Genomic DNA, 13,271 nt, shown 5'->3' with positions numbered 1-13,271 from the left:
ATTAACGAGGTGCGAAAATGCAATTAAGAAAGAACAACATAGATCCAAATCAAACAATTAATTACTTTGTTCATAATAAAATTAAATCTGGGCAAAAATGCGAGAATAACGAAGAATGGGCAAATGAGTGGCTACAGCAATATGTTAAAAATAATTCCAGGAAAGAAGAGAAACTTTATAAAGCTTTTCACAGCATTCCTAAATATATTGAGGTTTGGGAGCAAAGAATAAACAAAAAGTCCGCGGAAGTCAAATCAATCAAGGAAAAAGTAATTCCAATTGATTTTTCTTACAGAATGAGAGCTAAAGAATTACTAGAAAAAAACAGATATATGACTAAGGTTCCTTTTGAAGAGTTGCATCCAGAAGAATATAAAATGATTGTTGAATGGTTTGAATATAAAAAGGATTTACCTGAATATCTCAAAGGGATTTTAAAATATCGTCTAACTCTTGAAGAGAAAATTGAGAAATTACTTGGGGAAAGCATTAAAGAACTCATTTTAAGATCCCAGAATTTCATTTTTTATTTTTTCTTAGTGTTTTTCTTTGCGATTTTAATGCTTATCAATCTATAGAAGAAGAGTTATTTATGCATTATGATGCGCTTTCGTTTCTAAATTAGGTTTTAGACGAGAGATAATACTATGACTATGAATTTAAAAATATTTGTTGAAATAAAAAGGCTACTTTAAGGTCATTCCTTATAGTAGTCTTTTTGCGTAAAAGGGAAGTTTTTTTGGAACGATTTGCTTGAAAAAAAAGTTCCAATCTTTATGTAAAGATTGGTACAGCTCCCATAGGAGGTGAAAATGGGTGGAACAGCAGATAAAGCGAATGTATCAAGCATCAAAAAGATTAAAAGGGGATAGAAAAATAGAACATCTAGAATGTCTTTTGAAAAATTGTCTTAACAACAATAATCAAGTTTTGTATGAATATTTGGTTAGATTGGAATTAGTAAACGAATATAAAGACACAGGAAGTATCAAAAAAGCTATAAAACATTATTTAGAATGTTTAGAAATACAGTCAAGTGAAGAGTTTAATGTTAAGCCGCTGTTTAATTTGTTTCCATTCATTGCAAAACATATAGACTCAATATTGGATATTAATCTAAATGAAATAAATAACTTCTTTGAAAGAATGCAAAGGCTTTTTGAATTACATTCGAATTCCCTTCGGTGTTATTACCAGGAATATTATAATTATCTTATGAGGGTTGGGAAATGGGAAGAGGGTTTCGTTACATATTCTAAATGGATGGTAGAGAGTAGAAGTGGTTATTCGGAGAGTATTGGGGAGGAAGAAGCGGATCGAGCTTTTTACTATTTTTCTGTAGGTGATTATCAAAATGGAAAGTATGTTTTTGATACAGTTAAAAAAGGTATTGAATCCTCTCCTGGTACAAGGGCTTACGCATACCCTAAAGCTATTAGATATTTTTTGGAACTTAGAGATTGGGAAATGACAAACATACTAACACAACAAGGGTACAGTTTTTGCAAAGATAAAATTGATCGGTTGGAGGGGGTTGCGGATATTCTAAAGACATTATCAATTTTAAACCCTAAAAAGGCTATAAAGTTATGGAAACATCACCGGTATGACTTTTTAAAGACTGATAACTCTAGAGCAAAGTTTTCTTTTGGTATTTCTGCATTTATTTTAAATAAGGTGTTTAAACTTTATTCAAACGATGAAGTTATTCAAAATAAGTTCAACGAAAATATAAAGGAAATGTATGATATACAAAGTTTGATGGATAATAGGAATAATAATGAAGCCTATCAAGATGAATTGATGTATTGGGTAGAGATACAAGATGCTCTTTATAAGGAAAAATCAAGCTTATAGAAAGCAGGAATTTTGAAAAAGCACTAAAATATAAACAATGTAACAATTTATAGGAGGCATTTTAATGGGTAATATATTCGAAAAATTATCAGAATTAATCGTTGAACGTATGGGCGTAGACAAAGAGCAGGTTACACCAGAAGCCAGCTTTAAAGAAGATCTTGGGGCAGATTCCTTGGATGTAGTAGAATTTATAATGGAGCTTGAAGATCAATTTGAAATTGAAGTTCCTGATGAAGATGCTGAGCAACTTCGAACTGTAGCCGATGTTGTTAAATATATTGAAGATAAGCAATAGAAGAAGATTAATATAAAGATTGTGTTGTGTATAAAAATATAAAGGCTGTTAGCATATAAGCTAACAAGCCTTTATATTTTTTTGACTTTTTTGTGATGTGGCTCATATTTATCAATAAAAAACTGTCTAAAATCTACCCGGCTTGTAATCAAAGAGAATCCGTTCTTTGTGGCAATTCTAATTGACCCTGTTTCCTCGCTGACTACGAATATAATAGCATCAAAATTTTCGGCAGTTTCAATTGCAACCATATGCCTTGTTCCTAACGTACCGAAATTGTCTCTTTTCTTTGCGGATAGGGGAAGCTTACAACCTGCATATTGAACGCGTCCCTTATTAATAATTACTGCTCCATCGTGTAACGGAGTATTAGGGTAAAAAATGTTGCTAATCAGAGAGGAATTTATGTGCGCATCAAGATGAGTCAAATTTTCTGAAGCTGCGGAAATATCTCCACTTTCATCCATAATAATAAGTGCTCCGTGCTTGTGCTTTGATAAATTAAAGAGGGAGTCTTCTAATGTTTTTAAAGTGGCGTTGCTCGGCCGTTTAGGGCCTGAGAATCCTCCAAGTTTTTTCAAAAACATTCTTAGTTCGGGAGAAAAAATTAATATTGTTCCAAAAATTAAAGTCTGCGTACCTAATTTGAGTAAAAAAGAAGTTTTTTCAAGATCGAACTGTTCTGCAATATACGAGAGTAAATATATCACTAATATGCCTAAAGCAATTTTTAAAGCTTCTGTTTTTCGAATAAATCGATATAAAACGTATACGATTATGATAATAAAGAAGTAATCTAATAGATTATGCCATAACAAAAGTTTCTCCTCCTTAATAAAAAACGGCACCAATTTTCAATTATTTAATTATCTCTAGAAAAGAAAAAACCTTATTTTTAAAAATAAATATTTTAATTTCTCGTTGTTATCAGAGAAATCTTGAAAAGATCTTTTTTTTAGATATAACCCCTTATAAGGGGGGGGAGTAGTTTGTGGAACGGTATTAAAGAATACTTTGTCTTTGAGCAAGATTCAGAATACGTTATTAGCTTTAGACTAAAAAAGTGTTATAAAAATATAATTAATCAATCGTTTAGATACTTATTAATTGATCAAGAAGACAGGTTTGTAGTTTATCGTTCTATTACAAATGAAAATGACTCTTTAGTGATTGATAAAAACGTCTTTTTGGTCCAAGAAGATGCAATTTTATTTATAAGAGAAGAGATCCAAGGAATGATCGACAAGAATCTTTTATATTTCATATTCGGCAAGTGAAAAACTAGAAGATTCTGAGTTTCTCTTTTTTATTTAAAAAAAAGTTGAAGCTGGCTTCTTTCTTTTTTGAGACTCTACAGTTTAAAATTACAACGAAATTAATTTATTTTGTCGGAGGAATTATGATGTTCGAAAAAGAAAAAGAAAGCTTGCTAAAAAAAGGTGTCAATAGTGAGGTTAAAAAAATAGATGCTTTATTTATATATGACGGAGAGGGATACGTAACGGGGATTAAATATCCTGATGAGTCCTCTTATCTTGGTAAAGACATAAAGAAATACGGAGAAGGGTAACCTTCTCTTTTTTTATTTTTCTTAAAAAAAACGGGAGTAAAGTTGACAAGAATCTTTTCAAACTTATAACAGATTTAAAGGGGGATTGATTGATTTGAAGAATCAAGTATATTCAATTGGTTTATCCATTCTATTTCTGTTATCAACAATACTCTCAAATATCATTTTAAGTTTATTTGGAATAAATCTCTCCTCGATGATTAATTCAATGATGTATGGTGAGTTTGGTCCGATAATCATTTTTTTAGCAACTGATATTTTATTAATTATTATTTTTGCTATATGTGTGTTCTTTTTTGCAAAAAAAATGGGCTTCAAGGGGAAAACGCAAAAAAAATTAGGCACCTCTAAATTGGCTTCTATTAAAGAAATGGAAGATATAACTGGAGATGATGGGGTTCTATTAGGAAAAAAAATAAGATTATCTGCAAATCATAGTTATTCACACATTCTTTTAACAGGTGTAACTGGGAGCGGGAAATCCACTAGTTTCTTTATTCCAAACCTTGTATCTCTTCCGGACGCAAGTTTTATAGTAACGGATCCGAAAGGGGAGTTGTTTGAGAAAACAGCTATGACTAATTTGAAACAAGGGAAAAGAGTATTAGTGTTTAGCCCATTTAAAAATGATACCTTGAAATATAACCCTCTATCACTGTGTAGAAATGAAACTGAAATCAGAGAGTTAGCTCAATCTTTATTAATTAATGGAAATGCAGCTATTGAAGCTCAAACCGGTCAGAAAGGCGGGGGTTCCGAGTGGATAAATATGTCTACACCTTTATTATCAGCTTTCTTGATATATGTAAAAATGCTAGGTGCTCCTAAAGATAATATCAGTTATGCTTTAGATTTAATTATAGAAAATGATTTAGATACTTTGAAATTTATGATTGAAGACTCTCATCCAGTTGCCGAAAAGCAATTCAATATTTTTTTGCAGTCGGCGGGCAGTGAACAAACTGCGTCCTCAATTAAAACTGTACTTTCTACAAATCTTCAAATGTTCGTAGATCCAATGATTCAAGACTTAACTTCGGTTAATGAGATTCACCCGGAAATGTTAAGGGAGAAGCCTACGGCTTTGTATGTGGTGGTCCCTGAACATAGAAGTGATTTTATGAGTCCATTAATGGCCCCGTTTTATTCACAAATGATTGGTAGGTTAATAGAGATTGAAGGAACGCCGGTATTTTTCTATTTAGACGAATTTGCTAACATTGGAGTTATAAATGGTATTGACAAGTATTTAGCAACAATCCGCTCACGAAATATGTCTATCTCATTAGGTATACAAAGTATAAACCAATTGAAACAAAGATACGGGCAAGAAACAAGCGGGACAATACTTGATAATTTAAAAACCAAAATGATACTACCAGGATCAGCGTATGAAACGGCACATTATTATTCTCGACTTATAGGAAGCGAAGAAATTAGCACCTATAGTACATCTGATCAGGGAAGGAGTCCAAAAAGTTATTCTGAAAGCAAAACAAAGAGGGAACTGTTTTCACCGGATGAAATTAGAAGGCTTCCTAACGGTAAAGTTTTAATTGTTACTGATAACAAAAACCCGTTTATGGATGATCAAAACAGATATTATGAAAATCAAAAATATCTTGATTTAACAAGTGAAAAGGCAAATATCGATGAGTATGTAAAATGGTATAGGGGAAGATTGAATAAAAAATAAAACCGCATTGATATGCGGTTTTATTTTAAGATTATATAGAAATATGAATCAGGGTCATTTTTGTTATCCTGCAACCATTTTTTTGCTTTGGCGATGATTGATTTTTTGCTATTGCCAGAAAAATCTTTTCGACCATCTACAAAAATGTTCTTATCTTTTTTTTTCGACCAATTAAACCTTACTTGTACGTGAATTTTCTCGTACTCCTCAAGTTCTTCGACGTCATCCGTATCTAGATAAGAGTCGAAATAAACATCTGAAAATCCCATATTTAGTAAGGCCTCTTTCAATTCTGATAATTCTTGTTTTAAGGCTTGTTCGTAAACAGGCATATGATACCCCCGTGGTTTAGTATGTACTTATTTTACTTTCTTTTTAATGTTTTGTTTAAAAAAACAAAAAGGGTATTAAATACCCTTTATTTTGCTAAAGCCTTTTTAGATTCTTTCTTGGATTCAATTTTTTGCTCAATTGAAGCTGCTTTAGATTTGTTTGCCTCAACATTATCTCTATAATTTGAAACAGCTTTGTTGTAAGCATTTTTAATACCTTTGATTAATTTAGAGTTGGCCGCAACATTTGCGATTTTTTTGACGCCTGACTTTTCAATCATTTTGTCTGATGCAGCAGCGGCATACATAATAGAATAATTTAAAGCAGTTTGTTTATTCAGATCTTGTTTAGACATTTCTATATTTACCTTGTTATGGATTAACTCGATTGATTTTTTGCTTTCTTTGTATTTTTGGGCTGTCAAATTGGCAACAGGTTTTAAAACTAATTCATTGGAAGACTTTAAAAGAGCGCGAGTTTTTTGAAATCTGCTGTGATAATTTTTCTTACGCTCTAATATGAAATCTTCTTTCATATCTTTTCCCTTTGTTACCGCTGAATTAACTAGCTGTTTTCCTTTCGTTGCTGTATTGTTAGCTAATTTCTTTCCCTTGTTCAAAGCATCAAGAAAAACGGAATTCACTTTTTCTCTGGCTTTTTTATACGATTTGGAGGAAAAGCTAACTTTTTTCTTAGTGTTAAAATGTTCAATAGGCATACTCACTTCTGCTTGACGGGTCCTCATTATTAAATTTTGTTTCCTTAATTCTCTATTATTTGTTTTTAAACTATTATTTGAAGTAGTTAATTTGCCATTTTCTATCTCTAAGTTATGAAGTTTATAAGCAGTATTGATGTAATGTTCAATTAAATTTTCTCTGCTCACATTTTTTAGTTGATCTCTCATTTGCTGCTTCATTTCTTCAGGTAGTTCGTTATCTCTTCTATTTGTCATTGAGATTCACCTCCTATATTTTTTACATCATAATGCAAATTTTATATCTTTCAAGGAGAAATAAAAAAAGATTGTCCTATTTTTCTAAATAAGACAATCTAAACAAAATCATCACGTAGGCTCTAATGTTTGTGGGTCGAAACCTTCCTTCTTGAAAACTTTGTTTACGACGTGATTCCAAGCGTGTTTTAAGGTTGGGAATTTTTCAAACTCCGTTTCAGCTTCGTAATCTATTTCTACTTTATAGAGAAAATGGAATTCTATCATAACCATACCGAATTTAATTTGATCATTTTTAGAAAACTCTTTTGTGTTTGAATCCCAATCAATTTTGTATGCGTCTATATCGAAATGGTCTTCAATTAAAACAGCAAAGGTTGCAAGTGTTTCTTCCATAATATCATTTGGGTCTTTCATTGTAATTCCTCCTAGAGATTAACAAATATAATAATAAATATGTAGCTTTTAAAATCAATGTTTTTATAGATTAATTACTTCTATTAGTATTATAAACAAAAAGGATCTAAATTCCCCGTTTTTCACAAAAAAGAAGCCTTTGAATGAAAAAGGCTTCTTTTATATTCACTTAGATATTTGATTGATTTTCATTTTCACTTTTTCTAAGACTGTGTCGGCATCTTCTTTGTTTTTTACGACATCTAATTTATCCATATCAATTATTAATATGTCGCTATCTTTGTATTCGGTTAAAACCCAATTATCGTAACCTTCCCAAAGTGTTCGGTAATAATCGATAAGTTTTTCGTCTTGTTCAAACGCTCTTCCCCGTAAGCTAATTCGATGAATAACTGTATCGAAGCTTGCCTTTAGGTAAACCATAAGATCTGGTTTTTTTGAGTAAGGTAATTCATTGATATCCGCAATCATAGTGTTTTTAAGTTGATTATACATTTTTAATTCTAAATCGTTGATTCTACCTAATTTGTGATTGATTGTAGTGAAATATTCATCTTCCGCTAAAGAACGATCTAGTACATTGAAACGATTTTTTTTCGCTTCCCTTATACTTTCTAGTCTTGTATGCAAAAAATGAAGTTGCAGCAAAAAGGGGAGACGTTGCTCAAGTAGTTCTTTTTCGCTTAATGTGTAAAACAAGGGGAGAATAGGATTCTCTTCTTGTTTTACACTTTCATAAAATACTTTAGTTCCAAAATTTTCAGCAATTAGTTCTGCGACCGTGGTCTTCCCTAACCCGATCATTCCTCCAATAGTAATTATAATGCATTCCTCCAGTTTTTTGGTTGTAATTAATTTTAAGATTTAGCATTTTTAAAAGAAAAGGGGATAGAATACATTTTTTGTTTTATGATAGTTCGGCAGAACACCCGTGACTTCAGTCGTGGGATGAATGTCGAACGGTCTTTTGCTTTGAAAAGGAAATAACGTTTGCTATAATCAGAACATATGTTTCTGAAAAACAAATGAATGGAGGTGAAGAACTTGCTCAGACACCGCGCTTATAAATTTCGAATTTATCCCACAAAAGATCAACGGATCTTAATACATAAAACCTTCGGTTCTTGTCGTTTTCTCTTTAACCATTTTCTGCACGAGTGGAATCAAACGTATGAGAAAACCGGGAAAGGACTTTCTTATAATGCTTGTGCGAATCAATTGCCTCAGTTGAAAAATACATACATTTGGTTAAAGGAAATTGATTCTACCGCGCTTCAGAGCTCTGTTCGTTTTTTAAGTGATAGTTTTACTCGCTTCTTTAAAAAGCAGAATCGAGCACCACGATTCAAGCGAAAAGGTGATGAAGTCCAATCGTATAAAACGGTGATTCAAGGTAAAGCGCAGAACGCCAATGTTACGATTCAAGACAATAAAATTAAACTACCTAAGCTAGGTTGGGTGAAATTTGCAAATAGTCGCAATGTGAACGGCCGGATTCTATCCGTCACCGTCAGAAAAAATGCAGCTGGCAAGTTCTTCATCTCTGTTGTGTGCGAGGAAATGATCAGCCCAAAACCCAAAACCAACAATACCGTAGGTATTGATTTGGGTATTACTGACTTCGCAATTCTTTCAACTGGCAAAAAGGTAAATAACCATCGCTTTACAAAAAGAATGGAGAAGAAACTTAAACGCGAACAGCGTAAGCTATCTCGTCGAGCCCTATTAGCTAAGAAGAATAACATCAAGTTAATCGATGCTAAGAATTATCAGAAGCAAAAGATGAAAGTAGCTCGTCTTCACGAGAAAGTGAAAAACCAACGCCAAGACTTCTTACATAAATTTTCAACGGATCTCGTCAAAAACCACGACGTGATTGTGATCGAAGATTTACATACCGAAGGTATGTTAAAGAACCGAAAGTTGTCTAAAGCTATTTCTGATGTCTCTTGGAGTGAGTTTGTCTCAATGATTACCTATAAAGCTGACTGGTACGGGAAAACAATCATCAAAATTGACAGATGGTTTCCTTCTAGCCAGATTTGTAACAACTGTGGCCATCAAGATGGACCGAAACCACTTAACATCAGGACCTGGACTTGTAATAATTGTGGCTGTGATCACGACCGTGATATCAACGCTGCAATGAATATAAAAAACGAAGGTTTAAGACTTATTGCCGGTGGAATCAACGGTGTAGCCTGATAAAATAACTAAGACCTATGGCCAAAGGAAAACCGATTGGCTAAGTCTGGTGTTCTCAGGAATCTCGGTACTTTAGTGCCGAGTAGTTCAAATAGGTCTATGAATATTAATCTCTTTGAATAATGTAACTTGTTGGGAACGAAAAGAATTGAATTGTTCGTTTATATAATTTAAACAATCTGTTCGGTGCTTATCGAGTTTAAGTTCTATGTTTGCTTTTATCTCATTAAAATATTCCCTCACAATCTTATAATAACTATTAGGATGAATAAAAAGAGTTGTTATATCTAAACAATCAGTAGTTACTCCGTGCTTTTTTAAGAATAGCAACAACGTGTCTCTTGATATCTCTTTGTCTATTAATGACAGTGTACAATTATTGCAAGCTTTTAGAAATCCGTTGTACCTATGCATAAGTAAATCATAGCCTACATAAAATCCATAATTCATATATTCTTTGAACAATTCTTTATCGTCTAGACTAAAAGTTGATAGTTCACTTAATATAATTGGATTGATGTTACAGGTAAATGTGTCCTTTGAAAAATATAATAAAGATCCGTTAATAAATTCATCTAAGTTCATATGTTCTTTGTTGTGATGTAAGCCATTCCCCCAACATATCCAATCATATAAATGAGAATAATATGTTTTGCTTGTTGTGGATGGAAACATAATGGGTTCTATAGTTTTTTTGTATATATTAGAAAAACTTGATAAATGTTTAATAATTTCAGATCTCTTTGTTTGATAAGTTGTTTTCATTTTTTCTCTCCTTTCGTATGATTTTAAAATAGAATGAGAAGGAAGTGAAAAAAAAGATAAAAGGAGAAGATGCTATGTATTTTGTTGTCTCGGATCCCCACGGTTGTATAGATGAATTAAAGGAAATTTTGACTTATTGGGATAGAAAGAAGGATACTTTAATATTAATGGGTGATTTAATAGATAGAGGGCCAAACAGTTTAGCTTGTTTGAATCTTGCTTTGGAATTGAATAATGAAGGAAATGCGATAGTTTTGAAAGGAAATCACGAAGAATTATTTCTTGAGTGGTTGGAACTCGAAGGAAGAGATAAAAGTTTAGAGGGTTTTTATTACCTGGAAACGTTTAATGAGACGGTTAATTCTTTTTTTCCTAACGAAAATGTTCTGTTAAAGTATACCAAAACAAGAATATCTGAAGAAATAAAGAGAAATCATAAAGAACTAATTGGATTTATGAAGATGAGACCTATTTATTATGAAACAGAAAAACTAATATTTGCGCACGCGGGATGTAACGGAAAGAGAAACTGGAAAGATACAGCTGAGAGAGATTGCACAACAATCAGAAATGAGTTCATTTATTCTGAAAACAATACCGGAAAGAAAATCTTTTTTGGTCATACAACTACTGAAAACATAAGGGGAGTTAAGGGATCGAATGAAATATGGGTATCACCCTGCAAAACGAAAGTAGGTATAGACGGAAGTTGTGTGTTTGGGGGGCAATTAAATGCAGTTTTGCTGGATAAAGAGGGGTCAATTATTAATTCATATAAAGTTTTAAAAAAATAAAAAGTGAGGATTGAACCTCACTTTTTTAGGTACTCTTTTAAGAAAGTATAATCTCCGTCTATAATAATTGCTAAAGCTATAATGTATTTTCTGTTTCTTTCGATTGTGACTTTACTAACTGGGACTATAGGGATTAAATTTTTGATAGGTAACTTCTTACTTGTCCAAAAAATCTCTCTCAAATCATCTGTATTAATCAATTTTTTTGCAACTAGCAGCGCATTTTTTCTGGCATCTGAATGTTTTGGAGCCTTCTCATATAAATCTGAAAGATCTACTTTGAATTCTTTTAGAACATCTTTGAAGCGAATAATTTCTTCTTGTCTTTCGTTTTTCTCTACCGTACGGTTATATTCACCAATAGAAATATCTACTTCTATTTTTGTTGTAGCTGTTGTTTTTCCGTATTCATTTTCGTAATGATCAATATCTTGAGTGCTAAAGTTGATTAAATTTCCATCTCTGTCTTTAGCTTCTTTTCTTATATAATCAATCACTCTATTTGAAATAACGGTTTGTGCAAAAGATAGAATAGATCTTCCTTTTTCTGGTGTGTATTTTTCGATCGCTTCGTTAAAAGCAATTAAACCGATACTAAATTCATCATCATATTCGTTTATACTACGCTTGCACACATTGGCCACTGTTTTCGCAATAAAAGGCCTGTATTGATTGATGAATTCGTTTTGTATATCTTTGTCTCCATTTTGGATCTTCAGAACGGTTGATTCTAAGCTTTTTTTACTTTTTATGAAATAAGAGAACATCTTAGCTATCTGGAGCACCTCCCGTTCTCGTTCTTAGAGTGATCATATCTTGTAAACTAAATCATAATATCATATTTCAATTATAACTGAAAGAAGTTTTTAATATACTGCTTTTTAAAGGTAAAAGATAAAATACTAAAAAATATATAAAAGTTCAAAGGTTTAGGGGAGGCGTCTAATGGCAGGAATATTAATGAGTTTTATATTGTTTCTAAAACAGTTTTCTTATTTTGGGGTGCTTTTCGCTTTGTGCTTTGAGTTTGTTCCAGCTGAAATTGTTTTGCCACTAGCAGGTTATTGGATATACCAAGGTGATTTCAATATTCATTTAATGGCTCTGGCAGCATCTATAGGGGGAGCAATTGGGCCGATGACTTTATATGCACTAGGTCGATATGGCGGCAGACCAGTTATTTTAAAATATGGTAAGTTTTTTTTGATAAACGAAAAACAAGTAAATGCATCAGATCGATTCTTTAATAAGTTTGGCTCAAGTGTTGCTTTTTTTGCAAGGTTTTTGCCAGTCGTAAGAACAGCGATATCTATCCCTTGTGGGATGGCGAGAATGAGTTTTTTAAAATTTTCGCTATACACTTTCCTTGCAACTTATCCTATTACTTATCTTTATTTGTATCTCGGATATAAGTTAGGTCCGCATTGGAAAGAAGCAGCAGGATTGTTTAACCAATATATGAAACCAATTGTTTTGGTTTTGTTACTCTGCTTCTTGATAATAATCGCTTTAAAAATATTTAAGAAAAGAATAACTAAAGTAAAAGTGCAAAAGTTATAATTGCACTTTTTTATTTTTTAATTTTTCCAAAATCACAAAAATCAAGTTATAAATATATAAATTACCAAACTTCTACGTTAGGGGAATACTCAATGGAAAAAGTAGCTGAATACAATATAGACGGAGTAACAGTTGTAAAAGGGCAGGTATTAGATCATTTAATGGAAATCTCAAGTTCAATGGTTAAGGATGCGGATAATTTTCAAGAGTTGTTACCAAATAGTAGATGCGATTTTAATTTGGGTGAAATCTTAAAAGAGTTTGCAAAAAGTAATTTTCTAAAAGATGAAATTGTCAATGAGATTTTAAGTATTGAGCAACATTTGAAAGTTCTAAGCCTGGGTTCGGTTGATTTATTCTTTCTAAAAAAAATTAAAAGAATCGCTTTAACAGAGTTTGAATATTATGAGTGTCCATTTGTAATAATCGAGACTGAAGATAGCGAAACATATTTGTTCTCATACCGAGACAATCCTAACACTACATATTGTGTATGTTCGGAAGATGATCAGAAATATAATCAAAAATATGAATGTTGTGGTATTAATTGCGATTGGGATATTCCTGTTATTGTAAAAATAAAAATGGATGGAACGGTAATTAAGTATACATACAAGGGGGAACAACATTATCTTTGGAATTGATAAATATAAAAGGTTGAGTTTATTTTCAACCTTTTTTTATTTTCTTGAACAACCGAATTATATCAATATATTTGAAATCTATAATAAACATTGAATTTTATGTTATAAAACCTAACACACTTTTTTTGATTTACTGAAGGTATTAGAATAATTAGGTTAAATATGTCATATAACTTT

The 13,271-nt window shown here is 31.9% G+C and carries 17 protein-coding genes; 10 read left to right on the top strand and 7 right to left on the bottom strand.

All coding sequences use genetic code 11. The features are described from left to right. The first annotated feature begins 17 nt into the window (after nt 1-17). From AAGG74_RS17245 to acpP, 3 genes are all read left to right on the top strand, one after another. Entirely contained in the window at nt 18-578 is a 561-nt protein-coding gene (locus AAGG74_RS17245) for a hypothetical protein (RefSeq protein ID WP_429676435.1), read from the top strand. A 238-nt stretch (nt 579-816) separates the two neighbouring features. Continuing rightward, nucleotides 817-1,857: a hypothetical protein gene (locus tag AAGG74_RS17240; RefSeq protein ID WP_429676434.1), complete on the top strand. Its 1,041-nt coding sequence runs from the start codon at nt 817-819 to the stop codon at nt 1,855-1,857. A gap of 64 nt (nt 1,858-1,921) precedes the next feature. Next, nucleotides 1,922-2,155, top strand: coding sequence for an acyl carrier protein (gene acpP / locus AAGG74_RS17235; protein ID WP_429676433.1), 234 nt, complete (start codon nt 1,922-1,924; stop codon nt 2,153-2,155). Nucleotides 2,156-2,226: 71 nt separating this feature from the next. On the opposite strand, the gene AAGG74_RS17230 is transcribed toward acpP, so the two are convergent. Next, complete coding sequence (locus tag AAGG74_RS17230; protein ID WP_429676432.1) at nt 2,227-2,973, bottom strand: diadenylate cyclase; 747 nt, start codon at nt 2,971-2,973, stop codon at nt 2,227-2,229. 171 nt (nt 2,974-3,144) lie between these two features. Here AAGG74_RS17230 and AAGG74_RS17225 point away from each other — a divergent pair, with 171 nt between their 5' ends. The 3 genes from AAGG74_RS17225 (at nt 3,145) to AAGG74_RS17215 (ending at nt 5,421) form a co-directional block, all read left to right on the top strand. After that, nucleotides 3,145-3,432 (top strand): hypothetical protein, encoded by a 288-nt coding sequence (locus AAGG74_RS17225; RefSeq protein ID WP_429676431.1) that lies wholly within the window; start codon nt 3,145-3,147, stop codon nt 3,430-3,432. A 125-nt stretch (nt 3,433-3,557) separates the two neighbouring features. After that, the gene (locus AAGG74_RS17220) at nt 3,558-3,725 is read left to right on the top strand and encodes a hypothetical protein (protein ID WP_429676429.1); all 168 of its coding nucleotides are present in this window, start codon (nt 3,558-3,560) and stop codon (nt 3,723-3,725) included. 94 nt (nt 3,726-3,819) lie between these two features. Further along, nucleotides 3,820-5,421 (top strand): VirD4-like conjugal transfer protein, CD1115 family, encoded by a 1,602-nt coding sequence (locus tag AAGG74_RS17215; RefSeq protein WP_429676428.1) that lies wholly within the window; start codon nt 3,820-3,822, stop codon nt 5,419-5,421. A 20-nt stretch (nt 5,422-5,441) separates the two neighbouring features. On the opposite strand, the gene AAGG74_RS17210 is transcribed toward AAGG74_RS17215, so the two are convergent. The 4 genes from AAGG74_RS17210 to AAGG74_RS17195 all read right to left on the bottom strand — a co-directional run bounded on the left by AAGG74_RS17210 (nt 5,442) and on the right by AAGG74_RS17195 (nt 7,945). Continuing rightward, nucleotides 5,442-5,753, bottom strand: coding sequence for a hypothetical protein (locus AAGG74_RS17210; RefSeq protein ID WP_429676427.1), 312 nt, complete (start codon nt 5,751-5,753; stop codon nt 5,442-5,444). An 86-nt stretch (nt 5,754-5,839) separates the two neighbouring features. Further along, a complete protein-coding gene (locus AAGG74_RS17205) occupies nt 5,840-6,709 on the bottom strand; it encodes a hypothetical protein (protein ID WP_429676426.1) in 870 nt (289 codons plus the stop codon). 111 nt (nt 6,710-6,820) lie between these two features. After that, nucleotides 6,821-7,126 carry a hypothetical protein gene (locus AAGG74_RS17200; protein ID WP_429676425.1) on the bottom strand — a complete coding sequence of 102 codons (306 nt, stop codon included), beginning with the start codon at nt 7,124-7,126 and terminating at the stop codon, nt 6,821-6,823. Between the two features lie 165 nt (nt 7,127-7,291). Then, entirely contained in the window at nt 7,292-7,945 is a 654-nt protein-coding gene (locus AAGG74_RS17195) for a deoxynucleoside kinase (RefSeq protein ID WP_429676862.1), read from the bottom strand. A gap of 225 nt (nt 7,946-8,170) precedes the next feature. Between AAGG74_RS17195 and tnpB the strand changes: the two genes are divergently transcribed. Beyond that, nucleotides 8,171-9,331 (top strand): IS200/IS605 family element RNA-guided endonuclease TnpB, encoded by a 1,161-nt coding sequence (gene tnpB / locus AAGG74_RS17190; protein ID WP_429676424.1) that lies wholly within the window; start codon nt 8,171-8,173, stop codon nt 9,329-9,331. Nucleotides 9,332-9,418: 87 nt separating this feature from the next. Here tnpB and AAGG74_RS17185 read toward each other — a convergent pair whose 3' ends face one another. Continuing rightward, nucleotides 9,419-10,096: a hypothetical protein gene (locus tag AAGG74_RS17185; RefSeq protein WP_429676423.1), complete on the bottom strand. Its 678-nt coding sequence runs from the start codon at nt 10,094-10,096 to the stop codon at nt 9,419-9,421. A 74-nt stretch (nt 10,097-10,170) separates the two neighbouring features. Here AAGG74_RS17185 and AAGG74_RS17180 point away from each other — a divergent pair, with 74 nt between their 5' ends. Next, nucleotides 10,171-10,890, top strand: coding sequence for a metallophosphoesterase (locus tag AAGG74_RS17180; RefSeq protein WP_429676422.1), 720 nt, complete (start codon nt 10,171-10,173; stop codon nt 10,888-10,890). A 17-nt stretch (nt 10,891-10,907) separates the two neighbouring features. On the opposite strand, the gene sigI is transcribed toward AAGG74_RS17180, so the two are convergent. After that, nucleotides 10,908-11,657 carry an RNA polymerase sigma-I factor gene (gene sigI, locus AAGG74_RS17175; RefSeq protein WP_429676861.1) on the bottom strand — a complete coding sequence of 250 codons (750 nt, stop codon included), beginning with the start codon at nt 11,655-11,657 and terminating at the stop codon, nt 10,908-10,910. Between the two features lie 178 nt (nt 11,658-11,835). Here sigI and AAGG74_RS17170 point away from each other — a divergent pair, with 178 nt between their 5' ends. Next, complete coding sequence (locus tag AAGG74_RS17170) at nt 11,836-12,450, top strand: DedA family protein (RefSeq protein WP_429676421.1); 615 nt, start codon at nt 11,836-11,838, stop codon at nt 12,448-12,450. A gap of 92 nt (nt 12,451-12,542) precedes the next feature. Next, the gene (locus AAGG74_RS17165) at nt 12,543-13,094 is read left to right on the top strand and encodes a hypothetical protein (RefSeq protein ID WP_429676420.1); all 552 of its coding nucleotides are present in this window, start codon (nt 12,543-12,545) and stop codon (nt 13,092-13,094) included. Nucleotides 13,095-13,271 lie beyond the last annotated feature (177 nt).

The sequence above is a fragment of the Bacillus mexicanus genome, assembly GCF_050445615.1.
Taxonomy (GTDB): domain Bacteria; phylum Bacillota; class Bacilli; order Bacillales; family Bacillaceae; genus Bacillus; species Bacillus mexicanus.
This window is presented reverse-complemented; position numbering and strand designations above follow the sequence as displayed.

Bases quoted from the DNA above. Each gene is read 5' to 3' on its own strand.
- AAGG74_RS17245 (WP_429676435.1), top strand. From the start codon at position 18: ATGCAATTAAGAAAGAACAACATAGATCCAAATCAAACAATTAATTAC.
- acpP (WP_429676433.1), top strand. From the start codon at position 1,922: ATGGGTAATATATTCGAAAAATTATCAGAATTAATCGTTGAACGTATG.
- AAGG74_RS17220 (WP_429676429.1), top strand. From the start codon at position 3,558: ATGTTCGAAAAAGAAAAAGAAAGCTTGCTAAAAAAAGGTGTCAATAGT.
- AAGG74_RS17210 (WP_429676427.1), bottom strand. From the start codon at position 5,753: ATGCCTGTTTACGAACAAGCCTTAAAACAAGAATTATCAGAATTGAAA.
- AAGG74_RS17205 (WP_429676426.1), bottom strand. From the start codon at position 6,709: ATGACAAATAGAAGAGATAACGAACTACCTGAAGAAATGAAGCAGCAA.
- AAGG74_RS17200 (WP_429676425.1), bottom strand. From the start codon at position 7,126: ATGAAAGACCCAAATGATATTATGGAAGAAACACTTGCAACCTTTGCT.
- AAGG74_RS17185 (WP_429676423.1), bottom strand. From the start codon at position 10,096: ATGAAAACAACTTATCAAACAAAGAGATCTGAAATTATTAAACATTTA.
- AAGG74_RS17180 (WP_429676422.1), top strand. From the start codon at position 10,171: ATGTATTTTGTTGTCTCGGATCCCCACGGTTGTATAGATGAATTAAAG.
- sigI (WP_429676861.1), bottom strand. From the start codon at position 11,657: ATGTTCTCTTATTTCATAAAAAGTAAAAAAAGCTTAGAATCAACCGTT.
- AAGG74_RS17170 (WP_429676421.1), top strand. From the start codon at position 11,836: ATGGCAGGAATATTAATGAGTTTTATATTGTTTCTAAAACAGTTTTCT.
- AAGG74_RS17165 (WP_429676420.1), top strand. From the start codon at position 12,543: ATGGAAAAAGTAGCTGAATACAATATAGACGGAGTAACAGTTGTAAAA.